Annotated in this window: 15 protein-coding genes and 3 pseudogenes; 13 read left to right on the forward strand and 5 right to left on the reverse strand. The window is 71.2% G+C overall.

The window, feature by feature from the left end:
• The first annotated feature begins 10 nt into the window (after nucleotides 1-10).
• The 10 genes and pseudogenes from AB5J54_RS35110 to AB5J54_RS35155 form a co-directional block, all read left to right on the forward strand.
• Nucleotides 11-2,854: an ATP-binding cassette domain-containing protein gene (locus AB5J54_RS35110; RefSeq protein ID WP_369147964.1), complete on the forward strand. Its 2,844-nt coding sequence runs from the start codon at nucleotides 11-13 to the stop codon at nucleotides 2,852-2,854.
• The gene (locus tag AB5J54_RS35115) at nucleotides 2,851-3,636 is read left to right on the forward strand and encodes an ABC transporter ATP-binding protein (protein ID WP_369147965.1); all 786 of its coding nucleotides are present in this window, start codon (nucleotides 2,851-2,853) and stop codon (nucleotides 3,634-3,636) included. Before AB5J54_RS35110 ends, AB5J54_RS35115 begins: the two co-directional genes overlap by 4 nt.
• Nucleotides 3,637-3,704: 68 nt before the next feature.
• Nucleotides 3,705-4,127: a YjbQ family protein gene (locus tag AB5J54_RS35120; protein ID WP_369147967.1), complete on the forward strand. Its 423-nt coding sequence runs from the start codon at nucleotides 3,705-3,707 to the stop codon at nucleotides 4,125-4,127.
• A 218-nt stretch (nucleotides 4,128-4,345) separates the two neighbouring features.
• On the forward strand, nucleotides 4,346-4,834 hold the full coding sequence (locus tag AB5J54_RS35125) for a hypothetical protein (protein ID WP_369147968.1): 489 nt from the start codon (nucleotides 4,346-4,348) through the stop codon (nucleotides 4,832-4,834).
• Complete coding sequence (locus AB5J54_RS35130; protein ID WP_369147969.1) at nucleotides 4,831-5,475, forward strand: hypothetical protein; 645 nt, start codon at nucleotides 4,831-4,833, stop codon at nucleotides 5,473-5,475. The genes AB5J54_RS35125 and AB5J54_RS35130 overlap by 4 nt, the downstream gene beginning before the upstream one ends.
• A 3-nt stretch (nucleotides 5,476-5,478) precedes the next feature.
• Nucleotides 5,479-10,191, forward strand: a complete 4,713-nt coding sequence (locus tag AB5J54_RS35135; protein ID WP_369147970.1) for a putative T7SS-secreted protein — start codon at nucleotides 5,479-5,481, stop codon at nucleotides 10,189-10,191.
• Nucleotides 10,192-10,219: 28 nt separating this feature from the next.
• Nucleotides 10,220-10,819, forward strand: a complete 600-nt coding sequence (locus AB5J54_RS35140) for a pentapeptide repeat-containing protein (protein WP_369147971.1) — start codon at nucleotides 10,220-10,222, stop codon at nucleotides 10,817-10,819.
• Nucleotides 10,820-11,143: 324 nt separating this feature from the next.
• A complete protein-coding gene (locus tag AB5J54_RS35145; RefSeq protein ID WP_369147972.1) occupies nucleotides 11,144-11,362 on the forward strand; it encodes a hypothetical protein in 219 nt (72 codons plus the stop codon).
• 58 nt (nucleotides 11,363-11,420) lie between these two features.
• A pseudogene (locus tag AB5J54_RS35150) lies at nucleotides 11,421-11,863 on the forward strand (transposase family protein); the annotation flags it as partial.
• 12 nt (nucleotides 11,864-11,875) lie between these two features.
• A pseudogene (locus tag AB5J54_RS35155) lies at nucleotides 11,876-12,013 on the forward strand (IS5/IS1182 family transposase); the annotation flags it as partial.
• A gap of 201 nt (nucleotides 12,014-12,214) precedes the next feature.
• Here AB5J54_RS35155 and AB5J54_RS35160 read toward each other — a convergent pair.
• From AB5J54_RS35160 to AB5J54_RS35175, 4 genes are all read right to left on the reverse strand, one after another.
• Nucleotides 12,215-14,851 carry a hypothetical protein gene (locus tag AB5J54_RS35160; protein WP_369147973.1) on the reverse strand — a complete coding sequence of 879 codons (2,637 nt, stop codon included), beginning with the start codon at nucleotides 14,849-14,851 and terminating at the stop codon, nucleotides 12,215-12,217.
• Between the two features lie 19 nt (nucleotides 14,852-14,870).
• A complete protein-coding gene (locus AB5J54_RS35165; RefSeq protein WP_369147974.1) occupies nucleotides 14,871-16,307 on the reverse strand; it encodes a hypothetical protein in 1,437 nt (478 codons plus the stop codon).
• 284 nt (nucleotides 16,308-16,591) lie between these two features.
• On the reverse strand, nucleotides 16,592-17,431 hold the full coding sequence (locus tag AB5J54_RS35170; protein WP_369149560.1) for an AIPR family protein: 840 nt from the start codon (nucleotides 17,429-17,431) through the stop codon (nucleotides 16,592-16,594).
• 42 nt (nucleotides 17,432-17,473) lie between these two features.
• Complete coding sequence (locus tag AB5J54_RS35175) at nucleotides 17,474-17,638, reverse strand: hypothetical protein (RefSeq protein WP_369147975.1); 165 nt, start codon at nucleotides 17,636-17,638, stop codon at nucleotides 17,474-17,476.
• 248 nt (nucleotides 17,639-17,886) lie between these two features.
• On the opposite strand from AB5J54_RS35175, the pseudogene AB5J54_RS35180 reads away from it, so the two are divergent.
• From AB5J54_RS35180 to AB5J54_RS35190, 3 genes and pseudogenes are all read left to right on the forward strand, one after another.
• Nucleotides 17,887-19,083: pseudogene (locus AB5J54_RS35180) on the forward strand (hypothetical protein).
• A 108-nt stretch (nucleotides 19,084-19,191) separates the two neighbouring features.
• Complete coding sequence (locus AB5J54_RS35185; RefSeq protein ID WP_369147976.1) at nucleotides 19,192-19,770, forward strand: hypothetical protein; 579 nt, start codon at nucleotides 19,192-19,194, stop codon at nucleotides 19,768-19,770.
• A complete protein-coding gene (locus AB5J54_RS35190) occupies nucleotides 19,767-21,911 on the forward strand; it encodes a M48 family metallopeptidase (protein WP_369147977.1) in 2,145 nt (714 codons plus the stop codon). Before AB5J54_RS35185 ends, AB5J54_RS35190 begins: the two co-directional genes overlap by 4 nt.
• A 40-nt stretch (nucleotides 21,912-21,951) precedes the next feature.
• Here AB5J54_RS35190 and AB5J54_RS35195 read toward each other — a convergent pair whose 3' ends face one another.
• Entirely contained in the window at nucleotides 21,952-22,614 is a 663-nt protein-coding gene (locus tag AB5J54_RS35195; RefSeq protein ID WP_369147978.1) for a deoxynucleoside kinase, read from the reverse strand.
• Nucleotides 22,615-22,868 lie beyond the last annotated feature (254 nt).

Raw genomic sequence — 22,868 nt, forward strand, 5'->3', positions numbered from 1 at the left:
GGCGCGTCACGTGGGTGACCTGCTGGGCTTCGTCCTGAGCGGGCTGGTCTCGGGCGCGCTGTACGCGCTGCTCGCGACCGGCCTCGTGCTGTCCTACTCCGCCTCCGGGCTCTTCAACTTCGCGCACGGCGCCACCGCCTACCTGTGCGCCCTCGCCTTCTACGAGCTCCACTCCGGCTTCGGCTGGCCTGCCGTTCCCACCGCGCTGCTCCTGGTGTTCGTGGTGGCGCCCGGCCTCGGCTGGGGCCTCGACCGGCTGATGTTCCGCAAACTGGCCGGGGTCGGCGAGACGGCGCAGATCGTGGCCACGATCGGTCTCCTCGTCGCGCTGCCCGCGGCCGGACTGTGGGTGGTCGAACTCCTGGAACGGGCGGGCGCCCCGGTGAAGCCCGCCGAGAACCAGTTCGGGCTGCCCGGCCTCGGGCCGAGCCCCGCCGTGTCCTGGCAGCCGCTCGACGGCGTCGGCATCGACTCCGACCAGCTGATCACCTGGATCGCCACCGCCCTCGCGGCGGCCGGCCTGTGGGTCCTGATGCGGCACACCCGGCTCGGCCTGCGGCTGCGGGCTGCGGTCGACAACCGCGCGCTGACGGAGCTGCGGGGCATCAGCGCGGACCGGCTGTCCTCGGTCGCGTGGATGCTGTCCTCCGGCCTCGCGGGCCTCGCCGGTGTCCTCGCGACGCCGCTGCTCGGGCTCTCCGCGCACGACTACACGCTGTTCCTGTTCGTGTCGGCCACCGCGGCGGTCCTCGGACGCTTCGCGTCCGTGCCGCTCGCCTTCGCCGGCGGCCTCGGCCTCGGGGTGCTGCAGAACCTGGTGGCGGGGTACGCGTCGTTCGCCGAGGGCGTCACCGGCTTCCGCACCGCCGTACCGTTCCTCATCCTCTTCGCCGGTCTCGTCGCCCTGGGCCGGCGGCGGCGCCGTGCGGCGGGGACGGCGGCCGTGGACCCGCCGCCGGTCGAGTACCTCTCCGGGAAGGGCTGGGGCCGCCGCTGGGGCGCGTGGGTGGTGGCCGGCGTGCTCCTCGGCACGGCGTTCTACACCGTCACCACGCCCTTCTGGAGCGGGATCCTGGCGCAGGGGCTCGCCATCGGGCTCGTCTTCATGTCGTTCACGGTGGTCACCGGTCTCGGCGCGATGGTGTCGCTGGCCCAGGCGACGTTCGTGACCGGCGCCGCCCTCGTCGCGGGGCTGCTGATGAGCCACGGCTGGCCCTTCGTCGCCGCGGCGGCGGTCGGCACGGCGGCCGCCGCCCTGCTCGGCGCGGTGGTCGCGCTGCCCGCCCTCCGGCTCGGCGGCAGATCACTGGCCCTGGCCACCCTGGCGCTCGCCTTCCTGGCGGACCAGGTGCTCTTCCAGCTCGGATGGCTGCGCAACGGCGACACCGGGTGGGAGATCCCCCGGCCGGTGGCCGGACCGGTCGACCTGGGCGACGACCGGGCACTGGGGCTCGCCCTCGTGCTGCTCAGCGGCGCGGTCGTCGCGCTCCTCACCCGGCTGCGCGGCTCCCGCCGGGGCAGGGCCATGCTCGCGGTCCGCTCGGCACCGGAGGCCGCCGCCGCGTCAGGGGTGTCGGTCGTACGGACCAAGCTCCTGCTGTTCACGGTGTCGGCGGGCCTCGCGGGCTTCGGAGGGGTGCTCTACGCCTCGTACAACACCAGGATCACGGCTACGGACTTCACGGCCATGACGGGCCTGGTGTGGCTCGCGGTCGTGGTCGCGGCGGGGGTGCGCAGGCCGCAGTTCGCGGTGGTGGCGGGGCTTGTCTTCGCGGTGGTCCCGCACCTGATGACGGAGTACGTGACGGAGTCCGCGCATCTCCCGGTGATCCTCTTCGGCCTGGCGGGCCTCGCTCTGGCGAACGACCCGGACGGCTACTGCGCGGCGCTCCCGTCGAGACTGGCGGCCCGGCGCGCGGCGAAGGCGGGGGCGGTCCGAGGGGGCGTGCCGGGGGAGGCCCGGGGGTTCGTGCCGGGTGCCCCCGCGCCGCGGAGCCGAGGCGGCGCCGCTGCCCGAGTGGGGGACGACCCGTACGAGCCGCACGCCGCCGCGGCCGGAGGCACCGCCCCGGGCACGGCCGACGTCCCGTACGAGCCGCACGCCGCCGCGGCCGGAGGCACCGCCCCGGGAACGGCCGACGGCCCCCGCGACGTGCCGAGCGTGCTCGAACTCGTCGCCGTACGCGCCGGGTACGGCGGTGCGCCCGTGCTGCACGGAGTGGATCTCGCGGTGCGCGGCGGTGAGGTGCTGGTGCTCCTCGGGCCCAACGGGGCCGGGAAGTCCACCCTCTGCCGGGTGGCGGCGGGGCTCCTCCGGCCCGCGGGGGGACGCGTACGGGTACGGGGCGAGGACGCCACCCGCGACGCGGCCGTCGCCCGGGCGCGCCGCGGGGTCCGGCTGGCCCCCGAGGGACGGGGGATCTTCGCGGGACTGTCGATCGAGGAGAACCTGGCCCTCCAGCTGACGGAGGCCGAGGACCGCGACGCCGTGTACGAGCGGTTCCCCGCGCTCGCCGCCCGCCGTGCCGTCGCCGCGGGGTCCCTCTCGGGCGGCGAGCAGCAGCTCCTCGCCCTCGCGCCGCTCCTCCAGCGACCGCCGGCGGTCCTCGTCGCCGACGAACCGTCCCTCGGTCTCGCGCCGCGCGTCGTGGACGAGGTCTTCCGCATCCTGACCGAACTCCGCGGCCACGGCACCGCGTTGGTGCTCGTGGAGGAGAAGGCGGCCGAGGTGCTCGGCATCGCGGACACCGTCGCGTACCTCGCACAGGGCGAGATCGCCTGGTCCGGGCCCCGGTCCGAGGTGGACCGGGACCGGCTCGCCGAGGCCTACCTGGGGACGGGAGTCCGCCGATGAGCCGCACACTGCTCCGTGCGAGCGGGATCGACGTCCGCTTCGGCGGCGTCCACGCCCTGCGCGACGTGACCGTCTCCGTCGGCGCCGGTGAGATCTGCGGCCTCATCGGGCCGAACGGCGCGGGCAAGACGACACTCTTCGACGTGCTGTCGGGGATGCGACGGCCGGACGCGGGAGCGATCGCGTACGACGACGTGGACATCACCCGCCGGTCCTCCGTCTGGCGGGCCCGGCACGGCATCCGCCGCACCTTCCAACGCCAGCAGCTCTTCGGCCAGTTGACCGTCGCGGACAATCTCGTCGTGGCGCAGGACTGGCGGGGCGGAGTACGGCCCGCCGCGCGCCGCCACCGGGAACGGGCCGCCGCCGTGCTCCGCGAGTGCGGGATCGACGCGCTGGCCGGCGCGTACGCGGGCGGCCTGCCCGTCGGACAGGCCCGCATGGTCGAGCTGGCCCGCGCGCTCGCCGATCCGCCCCGGGTCCTGCTCCTGGACGAGCCGGCATCCGGCACGACCGCCGAGGAGCGTCGCAAACTGGCCGCCGTCATACGGCACATGGCCGACGAGGAGAACTGTGCGGTGCTGCTCGTCGAGCACAACGTGTCCTTCGTGATGGAGCTGTGCTCACGGGTCGTCGTGCTCGACCTCGGCCGGATCCTCGCCGAGGGGACGGCGGCCGAGGTCCGCGCGGACCCGGCGGTGCGGGAGGCGTACCTCGGAGCCGGCCCCGGAAGCGCGGACGACGAGCACCCCGACCGGTCTCCGTCCCCGCCGGGCCCGTGACCGGGGTACTGCCGAGTCGTCCGCGTGTGAGGTTTGAGTCGAAAGCTCCGTCCGCCCACCATGGAGGCATGAGCCACGCATTCCAGACCCGCACCCTCGACATCGCCACGGGCGCCGCGGAAACCGTCTACGACCTGACCCGTGAGTGCTCCTCCTTCCTGGCCGAGGTGGCACAGGGCGGAGACGGGCTCCTGAACGTCTTCACACCGCACGCGACCACGGGGGTGGCGCTGATCGAGACGGGTTCGGGCAGCGACCGCGACCTTCTGGCCGCCCTGCACCAGCTCCTCCCCGCGGACGAACGCTGGCAGCACCGCCACGGAAGCGCGGGCCACGGCCGGGACCACGTGCTGCCGGCGATCGTTCCGCCCCACGCGACGATCCCGGTGATCGGCGGTGAACTTGCCTTGGGCACCTGGCAGTCGGTGTGCCTGGTGGACACCAACAAGGACAACCCCAACCGCCAGGTGAGGCTGAGCTTCCTGGGCTGATCGAGTCGATCAAGATCGTCCTGGGTGTGGCCGCCGATTCTCCTCACGCTCCGGCGAAACGGGGGAAAGATGCGCGGTACCAGCATGAATGAATCCGGTTCGGGGTTCCGATGGGCGAGTGCTCGTACGGTCGATCCGGGGAACCATGCGGGGGAGGGAAAGCGTGTACACACGGGACACGGGGGAGGCCCCCGGTACGACGTCGGGGAGGCGGGTCGGTGGGCGGAGCGACGGTACTCGCGGAGCGGATCGCCGAACGGCGGGCCGGGCTCGGCGATCCGAGGGAGCTGGTGGGGGAGCTACGGCGTGCCCTCGTCCTCGTCCCGGTGGACTCCGGCGGTCTGTGGACGGCGGAGCTCGGTGGGGTGCGCTGGATCTGTGCCTTCACCGACGAGGCGGCGCTCGCCCGGTTCGCCCGGGCTCGTTCCCTCGCCCCCGGCTCGCGGGCGGACGACGCCACCCGCACCTGGGACTACGCGGCGCTGCGCGGCGCGCGGCTGCTCGACGAGATCGTGCCCGCCCTGGGCGTGCCCGCAGGGGTGGCCGTCGACATCGCCGATCCGGAGGGGGCGATGGCCTTCCCACCGGTCCGGGGCATCGTGCCCGACGACGTGGCGATCGACGTCCCGACCGACGGGCCGACGCCCTCTCCGCCCGACGGCCCGGCCGCGGCCTCGGGGCCGGCCGCCGGCGGTGACACCCGATGAGCGGGGGCGGGCAGGAGAACCTGCGGTTCGACCAGGAGAGCATCAAGCGGATCACCGAGGGGATCCGGGCGGCCACCGCCGAACTCCGCGACATCGGCACGGGCACCGGCTCCGTGCTCGGCAAGGGGTTCTCCGAGCTCTCGATGACCGGCATGGAGGCCGGACACCACGGCCTGTCGGCCGACTTCGAGGACTACTGCGAGCGCTGGGAATGGGGCGTGCGAGCGCAGATCCAGGACGCCAACACCCTCGCGGCGACGCTGGGGCTGGCCGCCGGAATCGTCTGGGAGGAGGACCAGTACCTCCAGGGCACCTTCAAGATCGCTGTGAACTCCGCAGTGGGCAACCCGCACGCCTCGGAGGCGGACATCGTCAAACAGGACTGGGGCGACGTGTTCACGCCCGACTACCTCAGCCCCGACTGGAGCGCCGAGTCCTTCGACCGCGCCGGCGACGACATCGCGCAGAGCTGGAAGGACACCGGACGGGCCGTCCTCACGGAGGGCGAGGGCGGGAGCCGGGCGCGGATCCTCAACGAGCTCCTCGGGGTGGACCAGGGCGACTTCGACCGTGCGGTGGACGAGACGTTCGGCCCGTCCCCTGAGGAGAGGGCCCAGCAGCGGAACAGCGGGGGGAACTGAGCGGTGGGCATCGGGGACTTCATCAGCGACCTCACACCGGACGTCGTCGAGGACGCGGTCGAGGACGGGGTCGAGTGGGTCGGCAACCGGGTCGAGGACGCCGGCAACTGGACCGCGGACCGGTTGGACGACGTCGGCTGGGAGTCCGGTGCGGACTGGGTGCGCGAGCAGTCGCGTTCGGTGGCGAACCGGATGGGCGCCGAGGTCGACGAGATGGACCTCGGGCAGACCGAGGACAAGACCAAGCTGATCTACGGCAGCCCGTCCAAGCTCCGCTCGACCGCCTCCCACCTGCGCGACCTGCAGGCCTCTTTCGACAAGGTGGGTCAGGGGCTCAAGGGTCTCGACGCGTCCGCGGTGAAGGGCGAGGCCGCGGACGCCTTCCGGGAGAAGGTGGCGGTCGAGCCGCCGAAGTGGTTCAAGGGCGCGGACGCCTTCGGCAAGGCCTCCGACGCCTTGGCGAGCTTCGGCCTCACCGTCGAGTGGGCCCAGGGGCAGGCCCAGACGGCGATCGACAAGTGGAAGCAGGGCACCAAGGCGTCCGAGGACGCGGCGAACGCCCATCAGAAGAACGTCGACGACTACAACAGGGCCGTCGACCGGTACAACGCCGAACCTGCCGACAAGCGGAACCCGGCCTCCCTGCCACCCAGGCCGGGCGCCTTCAGCGACCCCGGCAAGGCCCTGATGGAGGAGGCGCAGGAGATCCTCGCCGAGGCCCGGAAACAGCGCAACGCCGCCGCCGAGACCGCCCGCACGGCGATCCGGGCGGCCCGGGACGCGGCCCCTCCCAAGCCCTCGTACGCCGAGCAGGCCAAGGACGGCCTCGACGAACTACAGGTGATGCAGACGCACTTCGGCGGCGGCATCGTCAAGGGCACGGCCGGACTGCTCAGTTTCGTCCGGAGCGTCAACCCCACCGACCCGTACAACCTCACCCACCCGGCCGAGTACTTCACCCAGCTCAACAGCCTCGCCTCCGGACTCGTCCTCATGGCCAACGACCCGTGGGGCACGGGCAAGCAGATGCTCGACAACTTCATGAAGGACCCGGCGGAGGGCTTCGGCCGGCTCGTCCCCGACCTGCTGCTCACCGCCGCCACCGCCGGCGGTGGCGCGGCCGTCAAGGGCGTCCGGGTCGCGGCCGAGGGAGCAGACCTGGCGTCCGACGCCAACCGCGCCCGTCGCCTGATCGACGGGTCGCCGAACGGCACCCACAACCGCCCCGACGCCCACCGACTCGTCGACGAGACCGACCCGGTGGACCTGGCCTCGGGCCGGATGTTCCTGCCCCAGACCGACGTCTCCCTCCCCGGCACCCTCCCGCTCACCTTCACCCGACGCGTCGAGTCCGGCTACACCGCCGGACGCTTCTTCGGCCCCTCGTGGTCCTCCACCGTCGACGAGCACCTGGAGATCGACGCGCAGGGGGTCGTCCACGTCACGGACGACGGCCTCCTGCTCCCCTACCCGCACCCCGTGCCCGGTCTCCCCACGCTCCCCGAGTCCGGCACCGGCCGTCGGCCGCTCGCCCGCGACGAGTCCGGCGACTACACGCTCACCGATCCGGACACCGGTCTGACCCGGCACTTCGCCGCGCCCGCCGGCACCGAACCGGGCGGCGACGGAGAGGCGTGGCTCGTACGGACGGTGGACCGCAACGGCAACGCCGTCACCGTCGACCGCACCGAGGACGGAACCCCGCTCGCCCTCGTCCACACGGCGGGCTACCACGTCGACGTCACGACCGAGAACGGCCGGGTGACACGCCTCGCCCTGCGCCTTCCCGACGGCACCGGACAGGAACTCGTCCGCTACGGCCACACCGACGGCGACCTGACCGCAGTCACCAAGCCCTCCGGCGCCACCCTCACCCTCGCCTACGACGACCGGCACCGGGTGATCACCTGGACCGACTCCAACGGCAGCCGCTACGACTACGCCTACGACGAGCACGACCGGGTCATCGGCGAGGGCGGCGAGGACGGCCACGTCCAGCTCACCCTCGCCTACGGCCACCCCGATCCGGCCACCGGCCACCGCACCACCACCCTCACCACCGCCGACGGACGGGTCACCCGCCATCTGATCGACGGCGCCTGCCACGTCCTCGCCACCGTCGACCCGCTCGGCCACACCACCCGGCTCGGCCACGACGCCCGCGGGAACCTCCTCAACCGCACCGATGCCCTCGGCCGGACGACCGCCTTCTCGTACGACGACGAGGGCCGGCTGCTCACGGTCCTCCGGGCCGACGGCAGCCGGCTCTCCACCGTCCGTGACGACCGGGGCCTGCCCGTGGAGTTCATCGACGCCGACGGCGGGCGGACCCGCCAGGAGTTCGACGACCTCGGCAACCTCACCGCCGTCACGGACCCCGCCGGCCACACCACCCGCTACGCCTACGACGACCGGGGCCACCTCGCCACCATCACCGACCCCTCCGGCGCCGTCACCACCTTCCGCTGCGACCCCGCCGGACTCCCCCTTGAGGTCGGCGATCCCCTCGGCGGCACCACGCGGTGCGAGCGCGACGCCCACGGCCGGCTCGTCCGCGTCACCGACCCGCAGGGCGCCGTCACCACCCTGGAGTGGACCGAGGACGGTGAACTCGCCCGGCGCGTCCGCCCGGACGGCACCGTCGAGGCATGGGCCTACGACGGTGAGGGCAACTGCACGGCGTACACCGATCCGAACGGCCTCACGACCCGCTTCGAGTACACCCACTTCGACCTGCTCGCCGCCCGCACCGGTCCGGACGGCGCGCGCCACGCCTTCGAGCACGACGCGTCCCTCCGCCTCACCCGGGTCACCGACCCCCAGGGGTTGACCTGGGACTACACCTACGACCGGGCCGGCCGCACGGTCGCCGAGACCGACTTCGACGGGCGGACCGTCGCCTACGAACTGAACGCGGTCGGGCAGGTCACCGCCCGCGTCACCCCCACCGGCCAGACCATCCGCTACGAGCGGGACGCGCTCGACCGGATCGTCCGCAAGGACGCGGCCGGAGCCGTCACCACCTACGCGTACGACGCCGCCGGCCGGATGGTCCGCGCCGAGGGCCCCGACAGCGAACTCGTCCGGCAGTACGACCACCGCGGCGAACTCAAGGCAGAACTCGTCGACGGCCGCCCGCTCACCTACACCTATGACGACACCGGACGCCTCTCCCGCCGCATCACCCCCACCGGACACGTCACCAGCTACGCGTACGACGCCACCGGCCGGCTCGCCCAGCTCACCAGCGGCGCCCGGCGGATCTCCTTCACCCACGACACGGCGGGACGGGAACTGCGCCGCGCCTTCGGCGACGCCCTCGAGCTCACCACGTCCTGGGACGGGTCCGGGCGGCTGGCCGGCCAGCACCTGACCGCGGGCGGCCGCACCGTCAACCGCCGCGCCTACACCTATCGCGCCGACGGCCACCTCACCGCGCTCGACGACGCCCTGCGCGGCTCCTTCCGCTACGGCCTCGACATCACCGGCCGCGTCACCACGGTCACCGCCGCGGGCTGGAAGGAGTCGTACGCCTACGACGCCTCCGGCAACCAGACCTCCGCGTCCTGGACCGGCAGCCACCCCGGCCAGGACGCCACGGGCCCTCGCAGCTACACCGGAACCACCCTCACCCGCGCCGGAGCGGTCCGGTACGAGCACGACGCCGGCGGCCGGATGACCCTGCGCCGCCGGGTCACGCTCTCCGGAAGAGCGGACACCTGGCGGTTCACCTGGGACGCCGAGAGCCGCCTCACCGCCGTCACCACGCCCGACGGGACGCGTTGGCGCTACCGGTACGACCCGCTCGGCCGCCGCACCGCGAAGCTGCGGCTCGCCGACGACGGCAAGACGGTGGTCGAGGAGACCCTGTTCACCTGGGACGGCCCGACCCTGTGCGAACAGGTCACGACCGCACCCGGGCTGCCCCGCCCCGTAGCCCTCACCTGGGACCACCGGCACGCCAAGCCGCTGGCCCAGACCGAACGCGTCCTCGGCTCCGACGCCTCCCAGGAGGCCGTCGACGAGCGCTTCTTCGCCATCGCCACCGACCTCGTCGGCACCCCCACCGAACTCGTCGACGAGACCGGCCGGGTGGCCTGGCACAGCCGCGCCACGCTCTGGGGCACCACCACGTGGAACAGCGGCGCCACCGCCTACACCCCGCTCCGGTTCCCCGGTCAGTACTTCGACCCCGAGACCGGTCTCCACCACAACTACTTCCGGCAGTACGACCCGGAGACCGCCCGCTACCTCACTCCCGACCCGCTGGGGCTCCTCCCCGCCCCCAACCCGGCTTCCTACGTCCACAACCCGGTCACCTGGTCCGACCCTCTCGGCCTCTCCCCCTACCGCGGGCTCGGACTCAGCGACGAGGCGATGAACGCCATCCAGAAGCTGGAGAACATCAAGGCCGACCCGATCGGCCGCATCAACTCCGAGCCCAACCACAACCACTACTCGGCGGCGCGGCGCGAGGCGGGCGGCGAGGTGGTGGCCCGCAAGCCGGACGGCACCCCCTTCGACCACGTCCAGGACCTCACACAGGCCGCGAACGGACTGGAGAACGTCCGCAAGGCCCTGTGGAAGGAGATGGAGAAGCTACCGGACGGCATGACCGAGCGCGGGCTCGAAGTGCTCCTCAAGAAGCACGACGAGACCGTCTACCACCTGGACCGTGTGAAAGGCTTCCTGCACCAGATCAAGCAGCAGCCATAACCGATCCCAGAAATGGAACAGTGCGCCCATGACCGACGAGAACAGCCACGCCACCGAGGTACGCGAGCGGTGGGCCCGCCCGGAGAACGCCCCCGCCCTCGAGGGCATCCGCGCCGCCCTCGCCGGCGGTGGCGACTGGCGCGCGCTCGTGCGCGAGTGGACCCTGCCCTGGGGCACCGAGAACGATCTGGCCGGCATTCCGCTCGCCGGTGCGGGCCTCGGCGGCGTGGACCTGAAGGACGTCATTCTCAGCTACGCCGACCTGCGTGGCTGCGACCTGAGCGGCTGCGACCTCACCGACGCGTTCCTGACGGGCACCGACCTGCGCGAGGCCACGCTGGTGAACGCGACCCTCACCCGCGTGAACGCCGGGCTCTGCGACCTCAGCGGGGCCGACCTCAGCGGCGCGAACGCTGACGACGCCGTGTTCTCCCGCGCCCGCCTCGTCGGCACCCGGCTGTCCGGCGCCTCCCTGCGCCGGGTGAAGTTCGTCGCGGCCGAACTCGGCGACGCGGACTTCTCCGACGCGGACCTGTCGGAGGCCGTGATGGTCGCGGCCAGGACGGCGGGCACGATCCTGGACGGCGCACGCCTGGAGGGAACCCGCCACGGCTCACTGAGGCCGTAGACCCTCAGCTGTCGACGGACCACGAAGGTCCCCTCACCGATCACGAGGGCTGCCGCGAAGGCGGCGGCCCCACCGATCAGCCGTCACCCCGCGCGCGACGGGTGCCGCAGTCGCTCGGGGCCGTGAGGCCGACCGCCGACCGCACCCTCTCCGCGACCGGTGTCCGAGGCCCGCCGTACTCTTCCCCGGGTTCGACCGCTCCGGGAGATCCGCTTGCCCGTCACGCTCGGCTCCGTGCCACCGTCCCCGCTCTCATGCCCTCGTCGCAGTCCGGTCCGCCGGAGATCGCGGGGCTGCCCGGGCGCAGGCTGCAGCGACCGGCTCATGACCGTCTTCCACGACCAGGACTCGCTCTCCGTACGAGAGTCTCGCGGCGCCGTCGTCGAGGCGCTGGACCGGAACGCCGAAGCAGCGATTCCCCGCCTTGTCGCCTCGACTGTCGAGTGCGACGAGGAATGGGGGCGGGGCCGGCACTGGCTGGTGGACACGACGGGCAGGAACGGTTTCGTGCGGATCGACTGCCCCTCGCCAGTTCCCTCCTAGCCGACCGCGCTGGGAGGCGGTGTCTGGTCGTCGCTGTCCGGGACGCGGAGCCCCGACGGGTGACCGCCGATGCAAGCTGCGACCCTCGCAACGCGCGATCATCACTCTGGTCCACCTGCGCGAGCACACGACCTACACGAAGCTCGCCGCGGGCTTCCGTATCAGCGAGGGCACCGCCCACGCCTACGTACAGAGCGTGATCAAACTCCTCGCCTCAAGGGCACCGTCACGACCTGTGAACGTCTGCGGGTTCCCGTCCTCGCCGACAAGGCCTACGCCGGAGCCGGCGGCACGTTCCAGGTCCCGTTCAAACGCCACCTCGGGCGCCCCCTCACCGCCAGACAGGCAGCCGTCAACCAGGCACATGCCCGACTCCGCTTCCCCGTCGAGCGCGCCTTCGCCCGGCTCAAAGCCTGGCGGATCTTCCGCAAAGCCCGGATCGGCCCGAACCGGCTCACGTCAATCACCAGAGCCGCCCTCACCCTTGAGAGGCGACGCTGAAGATCCTTATTCAACAGCACACACGCACAGATCCGCTGCCTTGGCGAGCAGGCCATGGCCACCTTGAAGGGCTGGCGTCTCCTACGGAAGCTCCGCTGCAGCACCAACCGCATCACAGCAATCGTCCAGGGGATGCCGACATGCCGATGACGGTACCGGGGGACCTGGGCGTCGCCACCGTCGTCGGTTCAGGCGCGGGCGGCCTGTTGCGAAGCGCGAGGATGGATTCCGCCAGGTGAGGCTGAGCTTCCTGGGCTGATCGAGCCGGTCAAGAGCGTCCGGCGGTCACACGTGTTGCGTAGCTGTCGGCGCGGGATCTACCGAGCGTGGACAGCCCAAGCAGTCCATGGGCTACGGCGCGCTGTGCGGAGGCCGAGGATCGCTCAGGCCGAGCTCCGACATCACTTGGCGAGCCAGTTCGAAGGGCTTGTTGCGGGGGCCATGGGGGATGGACGCAGCGGACTCGAAGCTGCGTTGCGCGCCCAGAGCTCTGGGGCCCACCAGGCCGGCGAGTCGGTAGTGCCGCCAGAGCGGTGTGGGCCGACGGGCATCGATCACGATGAGGTCCGGACGACGCCAGATGACCAGTGCCCAGGGCCCGGTGTCGGAGTCTGGGCCGGCCCAGGCCCCGACGAGGGGCGCGTCTTCGGCGGCACCTACGGCTTCAAGAGCCATCAGCGCAGGGTTGCTGAATCGGCCGGTGACGTGAAGTAGCAGTTTCCCGTGGCGGCGTACGTCGCGGCCCTTCTCGGTGAGAGTCCAGACGGCGTCGGCGAGGGGATCGTCCTGGACCACGTCCGACGCCACGTCGAGCACAGCAGCGTGGGCGACAGCAGGACCGAAGGCCGTGTCCAGCAGAGCCGTGTATTCCGTGACGTAAGCGAAATCCACTGCGGGAAGCAAGTGGCCGACCTCCCGTGAGGCCTCGTTGAAGGCAAGGCTTTCCGAGGTGATCTCGTAGCGTGGGGCATGGCTGCGGAGGACGGCGAGGGCTACGGCAGCGAGGCTGCCGACCTGGGGCTCGATCCGCTCGGGGAGATCATTTCGATTCAGCGCGCGCACGGCACGGGAGAGCAGAGGCACCCAGTCGGTGCGTGCCGGAGGCCAGGCGTCTGCCGCGACGGTCCATAGGGTCAGCCGGACGACGAGCATGCGTTCCGGAGGGCCCAGGTGGGGAGCGAGGGCGACGAGACGCTGGATCCATCGGCGGTATCTGCGGCGAATCTCCTGGTCAGCCTGCCAGAGGTCGGGAAGAGCCGCAGCGTTCGTTTCCGCGCCGATGCCCGATGCCTCGGGATCGTGCTCTGCTGTCACGCCCTCGATGGCGTCCTCATCAGGGGTGGCTTCGATGTCGTCGGTGAACCGCTCGTCCCAGGAGACGGGCAGCAGGTCTTGAAAGGACGTGCCGGTGTCGGTGAGCGAGGGCAGTCCCAGTGCGAAGCGCGTGAGCGGCTGTCCGACACGACCAGCGCACTCGTCCAGATACCGCTCCCAGCTGCCCTCGTCGCCGTCCAACGGGATCTTCGCGGCTGCGCCGGTGCCGCTGCTCGCCGATGCGACCGCTGAGACGGGGGCCAAGGCTGTGCGCAGGGTTTCCAGGTCGCCCAGAAAGCGCTCGGCGAGCCTGGGATCCGCGAACAGGTCGGCCGGCTGTGTCGTGGGGGCTTTCGACTGAGCCGGAGCCATACGACGTAGCGCCCGGTCGGGGTCGACGACGAACACGATGTTGCCGAAGTGGGGTACTCCGTCCTGGCCGACGACGACCAGGCGTACGCGACTGCCCGCGTCCGCCGGAGCCGTCACCGTCAGCGTGGTCTGGCCGGGCGGGACGTCCGCGATGCGCTCCCATGCCTCCGGCGGTGCTGCCGCCTGGGACAACTCCAGGTGAGCGGTGTCGGAGAGGGGACGGGCCATGCTGATCTCCAGGCCGTCCGATACGCGTAGGGCACCGAGCAGCAGCGGGCCGTTGCCGGCCATGGCACGGGGGACAGGTGACATCGAACGAAGCCGGGCGATGGGCTCGTCGGTGCCCTCGGGAAGAAGGGTGGTGGCGACGGGCGTGATGATTCCGAGCTCGCAGTTGCCTCCCTCGTCCTGGGAAAGCAGCAGGGCCGCAGCGGAGAGGTTCGGGCTGCCGGTCAGGGCCCACCGCTGCCCCTCGGAGGCCCATTCGACGAGTTTTCCGTGGCGGTACCTCTGATCGTGGTCACTGACGACACGACCGTTGTACTCCTTGACCAGGGCGGCGACCGATGCACCGTCGAGGTCGCTGAGCCCTGGCTGATAGGCGAGGGTGAACCGGCGCGGGCGGAAGCGTTCAAGCAGCTTCCGCAGTGCCAGGGAGCGATGGTCGTGAAAGGGCGCGAAGACGGCCAGTTCGTCGACCGGTCCGTGCGGCAGCTGGTCGATGATGGGTGAGTGCAGGCTGCTGACGAGGTGGACCTGCGGCGCCGTGGGGATGCTGTCGCGGTGGAGCCGGTCCAGGAGCGCCGAGACCCGATTCAGTGCCTGTGCTACGCCGGCAGAGAACCTCACCTTCTCCGGCAGGCCGCGCAGCCATGCCGTCAGGTGCTGGATCGCGCTGGGACTCTGGCCTCCGTGCACGCGCAGTACCGTCCACAGCTCGGCGTTGGCCTGCCAGCCGGACAGCGTCGTGTTGCCGGAGCCGAGGGCGATGGTGGCGTGCTGCGGTCCGGCCAGGATCACCAGTTTGGGATGGAACGCGGCACCGTGCGCGTAGGCCAGACCGGCGAGGTAACTACGGCCGGCCCGCCGGATGGCCCGCGGATCGCTCCTCGCCATGGAGACGTCCCCGACCACGGTGACGCGGGCGCCGGTGGCCTGGGTGACGCCGAGCGCGACTTCCTCGAAGAACCCCAGATCGGAGGTGAAGCTCAGGAACAGTGCTTCTTCCAGGCCCTGTTCGCCGATGCGCTCCTCATCGAGGATGAGAGTCAGGGGCGAGGCGAACGCGGTCGGCGTCTCCACTCCAGGTGTTGGTTCGGTTTCAGTCAACGAGTGCCTTTCCGCCACTGGTCACTGACCAGTGCTGATTGTGGTGGTGCAGCACGCCGCAGGTGGCCAGGACGGTTCCGAGCTGATCCAGTCGCAAGCCGACGTCACCCCGCCCCTCCTTGCTGGTCCGGAACAGCCATCCGCCGCGTTCGTGCAGTCGCGTCGGTAGCCACAGCGAGCCATCGGCGCGGCGGCGCGACTTGGACAGCGCGATGCGCTGTGACCGGGCCACCAGGTCATGGGTCAGTCGGCGCGCGACGTCGCGCAGTCGCAGGGGCCGGGCTTCCTCAAGTCGGCGCCAGACCCACTCCGGGCCGAGTTCGACGCCGCGTCGGCCGAGAAACGCGTCTCGGACCCTGCCGGTGAGTTCGTCCGACCGGCGGGCATTGGCTGCGAGAACCCCGAGTTCGGTGAGAGGCAGGGCCTCACCTGCCCTGCGCAGGGCGTGTTCGGCGGGTAGCGGCACGCCTGTGGTGCTCTGTGTTGCGGGGAGGGAGGAGAGGAACGCCGCGACCGTCATGTCGGGTAGCTCCTCGGCGAAACGGTCGGCGAGTTCTTCGACCGATACCAGCCCGTCGACCCGTTCCACCAGCCAGGACCACAGGCGGCGCCACGCTCCGACGGAGTAGTTCCGCAGAGCCACTCCCCGCCAGGCGGATGCGGCATCGACACCGCTCGCCACGGCGTCGGTGGTGAGGAAGTCACCGAAGGCGAAGACGTGACCGACGTCGCGGGTGAAGCGGGCGACCGGATGCGTTTCGACAACACGTGCCAGTAGCTGAATGGTCTGCCGACGCGTAGCCGAGCGGGAGCCTCCTTCGGCCGAGGAGTGTGGCTCGCACATCAGCTTCGCGAGCCACGCTCCGTCAGGATGCTCACCACCGACGCACACGCACAGCCGGTCGCCGAGAGAAACGAGCTCGTCCACCTGCAGCGTGTCCTCGGCTGCAAGTTCGAGCAGATCGCCCAGCCCGTCGCGGACCGCCTTCCTGTCGAGCAGCGGTCCGGGTACGGGCATGCGGCCGGGGCTGAGGATGCCGAGCGTGAGCTCGGATCCGGCATACGGACCCCAGAACCCCCAGGAGTTGCCTACGTATCCATGGGTGCCGGGTACTGCGGACTCGGCCACGGAGACCGTCCCGGAGTGCAGGTGCCGTGCCAAGGCGTCGACGCCGTGGGCGCGTGGGAGCCCATCATGGGCATGTGGATGGTGCGCGAACGACACGGCTGCCAGAGCCACTTCCGCTCGTCGCAGCAGTGTCTGCGCGGCCGGGACCGCGAGGCCCTCGGCATCGACTCGGGCCGCGATCAGACCGTGCAGGGCGTAGTAACGCGCGTGCGGAGTCACCGCGGTGACCCCAGGCACCAGGTGATCGACCATGCGCATCACATGCCGCTCCACCGAGAGCGGATAACGTCCTGCGGCCACGTCGAGACCGGGTCTACTCCATCCGGGCCCTTCGACAGGTGCCCGCGCCGTCCTGCCGGCGCCGGGCCCTACCACTTGCTCACCCATGGCTCCCTCGACAGCCGCACCTTCCACCCTCAGCGCTGCTCAGTAGGCGAATGATCCATCATTCTGGCCCATCGGGTTTCGTGTGGTGGAACTGGTGGCGCAGCCGCTGCGCAGGCGTGCAGCCTCGGGTGGCGGCTCGCCGCCGCATGACGGTGGGTGGCATCCGCGGCTCCACCAAGTGGCGCTCCGAGGTGGATTCAGACGTCTTTCGACGTATGTTCGATGTGGAAGCGACTCTGGGACACCACCGTCTGGCGGATGCGGTTGGTGAATTCGGGTCTTCGGGCGATCCGGTCGACGCCGCCGGCCTTGTTGTTGCGCAGGGCAGTTTTGAAGCACTGGTCGAGCACGCCTGTCAGACGGTCCATGAGCTCGGTGTTGAGGTGGTCGAGGTCGATGTTCAGCAGATCGCGCGGGGTGGGCTGGCGTAGCCGCGTCAGCGCGTAGGCGGACACTGCGGCAAGGGGATAGAGCCAGTTCTCGATGGTCTCCCCGAGCAGGGGACGATCCTCGGCGTATGCGTTCAGATGCTGCCGGATCCTGGTGTGGACGTCGAGGGACAGACGGTAGAGGTCGAGATCCACTTTCGCGGAGAAGATCTGGTGGTAATGCTTGTCCTCGAGGAGCAAGGCCTCTGAGTGCCTGAGCGCCACGTGAGGCTCGCGCAGCGCGAAGGCCGTGAACTCGCGTGCCAAGCGGAGCATGGAGACGACCTGATCAAGCGGGAACCCGAGGTTGCGGTAGTAACTGGCGCGCCGCTCGTAGTAGTAGCCGCCGCCATGCGTGAGACCCTCTTCGATGTCCTTCTGAATCGGTTCGGTGGCCCTCAGCGCACCTGCCGGCAGCTGGGTCTGACTGTTGGTGGCCCGGATGATCCTGTCGCGAGCCGTCCCGTTCTCCGGCGCGACCACGATCTTGACGAGCAGAGAGCGATTGCGGTGATGGCCACCGGCTTGGAAGAAGCTGTAGACCTCGTGGCTCGTCTGAAGTCCGTTGACGATCTGAGGGTCCTTGATGACGATCTTCTTGCCCGCGATCTGTGCCGCGTCGGCGACGACCGTGACGCCGTTGTTGAACCATCAGAAGTCCTCGCCGGTGCCGGACTTCAAGGTCTCACCAATGGCATTGTTCACTGCTGTGGAACCGGCGTAGTCCCGCACGTTCGATTCGAACAGCTCCAGTCGGAGGGCCTGGTTGTCCGAGGTGATGAAGCGGTAGTACTCATCGAGCCGTGCCAGGCACACGTAGCCCTCCCCGAGGTGACGTAGCGGCCGTCCACGAATGACCAGATGCCGTCGATGCCGCAGTCGTGGGCGCCGTCAACGATGCCGTCGATGATTTCGTCGTTGTCCAGATCCCAATCCTGCAGCGCCTTGTCTGCTGCGAAGACCGTCGGCCACTCTCCTCGGCCCTGGCGGATGCGATCGTACGATCCGACGTCAGGCGTAGCCTCCTCTCGGAGAACGAGGGGGGGACGACGACCGACGACCGTATGACGACGGTGCCCGTGTGGACGCCGGCGACCGCTGATGTCCGAGTGCCGGGGCTGCCGCCGGCGAGTCGATGACGGACGAGCGCCTGGCCGAGCTGCGCGGAGTGCCGGCCGTGCTGGCCGATCAGCCGATCGTCACGCTTGAGGTGCATCCGCTGCCCGACAGGATCGACCGCGGGCGTGGCATCCCGCTCGACGTCGTGAGCCCCCTGGCGCAGCACCTGTCCCAGTTCGTCACGCAGTCGGCGCGCAGTTCCCTCACGGTGGCCAGGGCGACCGCTTCCGGCGAGTGTCTGTATCGCATGGTGGTTCCGGCGAAGGTCGCCGCCCAGTTCGGACAGGGCTGCCTTCGCCCGATGGTGCCGAAGGCGGGTGGCGGTGCCATCTTCGGCGACCTCGTGAACTCGACGGGCAGGATCGTCGGCAAGGCGCGGTTCGTGCCGGTCGGCGGAGCGGCGGCGGCGGGCACGGTCGGTGGCGCCGGCGCGACCGCCGGTGCCGCGGCCGCCGGCGGCACCGCGCTCACCGTGGCCGCTCCGCTCGTGCTCATGGCCGTGGCGGTGGGGGTGAGCGCGCACGCCGACCACAAGCGCCAGCAGGCCATCGCACACATCACGGAGCTGCTTGAGCAGCTTCAGGAGGACAAGCTCGACGACGAGCACAGCGAACTCGACGGCTGCCGCGACGCCATCGACAAAGCCACCGCCCTTCTGCTCGACCAGGGCAAGATCGGTGTCTCGCTGGGACTCGACTCGGCCGTGCACGCCATCAACACGGCGCTGGGCAAGGCCGACCGACGCCTTGCCCGATGGCGGAGCGCGCTCGACAGGCTTCCTGCGGGCGAGGCCGTCGAACTCGCCACGCTGACCGAGTCGTTCCCCGGCCTCGACGAGGACGGCGGCACCTTCCGCACCCACCTCGAACTCGCCTCCCTGGCCGTCGCGCTGAAGCGGCGGGTCGTCGTCCTGCGGGCCGTCGAGCACGCCCAGAGCGACCCCGGAAATCCGTTCGAGAACTTCATGCGCGCACTCAAGCGTGATCAGCAGCGCCTCGACGAACTGGAGTCGGGCATCGCCGACGTCCTGGTACGCCTGTCGGCGCTGGAGCTGGCACGCCCGCCGCTCGACGGACCTGGCGATCGACATCGCCCGCCACAAGGACGGCTCGGTGGTCGTGTTCCCTGTGCTTCCCGCGTAGGCCGGATCCGTTCGGTGCCCCCCGAGTCACCCTCGTATCGTCCCCAACTTCTGCGGCATCATGGTGTGTTGGCGGAAGTATCGGATGGTGGGGGAGGCGTCCGGTCACATGCGCGGATACGAGTACCAGGACCGGGACGGACATCTCGGGCGATACGACGGCGCGACGGCGACCCGTCTCGCCCGCCGCGCGGTGGAGGCGGCGGCGCCGCACGAGCTGCCCCAGTTCCCGATGACGGCCGAGACCTTCCATCAGTCGTCCGCGAAGTACCGGCTGTGGCCGGTCCGCCGTGACGAGCCGCTGGCGATCGGCCTCGACGTGGTCGCCGCGCTCATCAGCACCGCGGCGCTCTCCGCCGCGGTCCAGGTGCTCGGTCACCTCGCGCAGCAGTCCACCGCCGAGGCGGTGGACCTCACACGGAACCGGTTGTTACCGAGGCTGTTGCGCCGCCGCACGAGACCGGCCGTCGAACCGCCCGCCGCGCCCGCGGCGACGGAGCCGCTGACCGCCGAGCAGCTGACCCGGCTGCGCGAGGTGGCCAGACAGGCGGCGCTCCGGTGGCGGGTGCCCGAGCCGCAGGCGCAGGCGATCGCCGACGGGATCATCGCCGAGCTCGCCACGCTGCCCCCGGAGAGGCCGGACACCGGCGAACCGGGCGGGGAGGGACCGGCCGAGGCCGCTCGGTGAGGCGGTCCGCGCCGGGACCGGCGGCGCTCGGCCGTCCGGGCCCGTTCACGCTCCCCTCCGGCACGTCCGTGCGCTTCGTGCTGCTGATCGCCGCGATGGGCATCGTGTCGGCCCTCCTGGTCAACGGCACCTCGGCCGTCCTCCTGTCGTCGGTGCGGTGGGAGGAGTTGCAGGAGTACCACGAGTGCAACGCCCGGGCGACGGAGGAAGCGGCCCGTGAACGCGGCTCCGCCACCGACATCCGCATCCCCACCGAGCTCGACCTGGGCGACTGCGAGGACCCCCGCGCCGGCGCCAGCCGGCTCGTCACCGCCGGAGTCTCGGTCGGCCTGCTCCTCGCCCTCCTCGGCGCCTACGCCGGCCTGCCCCGGTACCGGACCCGGCGGCGCGGCTACCGGCCGCTCACCGGCATGCCCGAGCTCTCCGCGTATCTGGCGGGTCTGCTCGGCGAGTCGGGCGTCCGCGAGCGGGTCGGCTTCCTCGTCGAGCCGCTGAATCCGGCGGTCCACGCCCTCGCCTTCGGGCGCCTCGGACGGCGCAGGGTGGCGCTGAGCGGAGGGCTGCTCACCCTGTACTCCCTCGACCGGGCGGCGTTCCGGAGCATCGTCCTCCATGAACTCGCGCACATCCGCAACCGGGACCTGGACATCGCCTTCCTGACCCTGATCCTGTGGCGGGCGAGCATGCCGACCCTGGGCGCTCTGACGGTGGTCGCGGTCCCGGCGTCCCTGGTCGTCGGGGGCGCGCTCAGGGGCTCCGTCCTGGGCTTCGCCGTCCAGGTCCCGTTGCTCACCGCACTGGTGGTCCTGCTCAAGAACGCGGTGCTGCGGAGCCGGGAGCTGTACGCCGACGCGCGGGTGACGGAGTGGGAGGGCTCGGCCGACGGCCTGCGCAGGCTGTTCGGCGCCGCTCCCGCCCGGGAGGGCGCGAAGACCGGCCGTGGCCTGCTGAGCGTCCACCCGCCGCTCGCCGAGAGGGCGCGGGCGCTGACCGACCGGAGGGTCCTGTACGGGGTCGGCTTCTGGGACATGAGCGCGGTCGGGGCGGCGGGCGCCTTCCTCCACGACATGGTGAGTCTGGGGCCGATCGGCGGCGGCAGCCAGGCCGGACCGGTCACGGAGCTCGCCGCGACGGTCCTGTCCGGGTTCCTGGTGGTGGGCGCGGCGGGGACGGTGCTGTGGCAGGCGGTGACGCACGCCCCGGGCTCCCTCACCCCGGCGCGGCTCCGGCGGGCCGGGCTCGGTCTGGGCCTCGGCCTGGGCGTGTTCCGGCTGCTGTCCTCGTCGATGGCCTTCAGCCTGGTGAGCGTGGGCGGGAAAGGGGCGTCGCTGGCCTTCCCGTACCTCGCCCTGACGAGTCTGTGCGGCTGGGCTCTCGTCCGGTGGCTGGTGCTGGTCGCGGAGGCGTGGGGACCGGTCCTGGCCCGCAACCGCCGTCCGCGACGCGTGCTGTGGACGGTTCTCGCGGTGGGCGCGGCCGGTGTGCTGCCGATGGCCGACTTCCTGCTGACGCTTCCGACGATGATTCTGTACGCGGCGGCGTTCATCGCGCCCTCGCTGCCGGGCGCGCTGGTCTTCGTCGGAGGCACCGGGTTCCTGGCGTCCCACCGGATCGCGTCCCTGGTGGTGCCGGTGCTGCTCACCGCCATGGTGGTGCCGCTGGTCGGGCAGTACGTGTCATGGCGCCCCGGTGCCCGGCACACGTTCACCGGATTCGGCCCGCCGGGACCGCCACCGGGGGTCCTCGTCCGCCTCGGCGTCCCGGTGGCACCGGCGGCCGCCCTGTCGGCGCTGCTGGTCGTGTGGACCGGCGCCCCCGCCCCCGTGTTGATGGCCGGCGGGGTACTGATCGCGGGCCAGGTGGCGGCGGCCTTCTGGGCGGGCGGCGGCTACGCTCCGCTGCCGCTCGCCCGGGGCGCCCTGGCCGCGTTCGGTGCGGGCCTGCTCGGCACGGTGGCCTTCGGTGTGCTGGTGAGGCTCGTGGGCTGCCTCGCCACGGGCACCGACCCCTGCGTCCCGCTCCCCGGCGCGGTCCACCTCCGCCTGGCCCTCACCATGGCCGCCGTGGGCACCCTGCCGGCCTGGACCGTCCACGCCCTCGCGGTCCGGTCCCGCCGTGCCCGGACGCGGCGCCGGGCGTAGAGCACGGGACCGGACGCGGCGCCGGGCGCAGACCGCGGGCTCAGCCGCGGCGGCCGGTCGCCGCCAGGGCGTCCTTGACCTCCTGCGCCACGCGGGCCGCGTCCTCGGGGTTGTTCACCACGTCCGTGTGGTTCATGTCCACGACGAGGACCTCGCTGGCCGAGTAGTGCTTGTGGACCCAGTCGTCGTAGCCGGACCACAGGGTGCGGTAGTACTCGACGAGGCTCTCGTCCTGCTCGAAATCGCGTCCCCGCAGCCCGATGCGGTGCAGCACCGTCTCGAAGTCCGCCTTGAGGTAGACCATGAGGTCCGGGGCCTTGCGGTAGGGCAGGCCGTCGATCTCGCGCATCATCTCGTCGAGCAGCCCCTCGTACACCTGCATCTCGAGGGAGCTGATCCGGCCCAGGTCGTGATTGACCTTGGCGAAGTACCAGTCCTCGTAGATGGAGCGGTCGAGGACGTTGTCGCCCTGCTTGTACGCCTCCTTGATCGCGGCGAACCGCGTCTGCAGGAAGTAGAGCTGGAGGAGGAAGGGGTAGCGCTTCGCCTCTATCTCCTCGGGGCTCGCCGAGTAGAAGAGCGGAAGGATCGGGTTGTCGTCGACGCTCTCGTAGAAGACCTCGCTGCCCAGCTCCTTGGCGAGGATCTCGGCCACACTCGTCTTGCCGATCCCGATCATGCCTCCGACGCAGATCACCGGCATACCTCACTTCTCCCTGGGGGTCTTCTGTTCGTGCCGTGGGCGGGGTGAGCTGGGCTTCCCGCACCACTGAGACGCACGCCGGTGGTCACACGATTGCCTGGACTCTCGTGATCGACGTCATGCCGACCGTCAAACCCGAGACCCTGCGACAGGCCGCAGCCCCGCGGCCGCCCTGCATCTTAGATGACGATTTCGCCCCATGGCGGCGGGTGCGCCGCCGTACCGGGTTCCTGGCATCGGCACCGAACCGCCCT

It is taken from the genome of Streptomyces sp. R44 (assembly GCF_041053105.1).
GTDB lineage: Bacteria > Actinomycetota > Actinomycetes > Streptomycetales > Streptomycetaceae > Streptomyces.

Bases quoted from the DNA above. Each gene is read 5' to 3' on its own strand.
- AB5J54_RS35115 (WP_369147965.1), top strand. From the start codon at position 2,851: ATGAGCCGCACACTGCTCCGTGCGAGCGGGATCGACGTCCGCTTCGGC.
- AB5J54_RS35120 (WP_369147967.1), top strand. From the start codon at position 3,705: ATGAGCCACGCATTCCAGACCCGCACCCTCGACATCGCCACGGGCGCC.
- AB5J54_RS35130 (WP_369147969.1), top strand. From the start codon at position 4,831: ATGAGCGGGGGCGGGCAGGAGAACCTGCGGTTCGACCAGGAGAGCATC.
- AB5J54_RS35140 (WP_369147971.1), top strand. From the start codon at position 10,220: ATGACCGACGAGAACAGCCACGCCACCGAGGTACGCGAGCGGTGGGCC.
- AB5J54_RS35145 (WP_369147972.1), top strand. From the start codon at position 11,144: ATGACCGTCTTCCACGACCAGGACTCGCTCTCCGTACGAGAGTCTCGC.
- AB5J54_RS35185 (WP_369147976.1), top strand. From the start codon at position 19,192: ATGCGCGGATACGAGTACCAGGACCGGGACGGACATCTCGGGCGATAC.
- AB5J54_RS35195 (WP_369147978.1), bottom strand. From the start codon at position 22,614: ATGCCGGTGATCTGCGTCGGAGGCATGATCGGGATCGGCAAGACGAGT.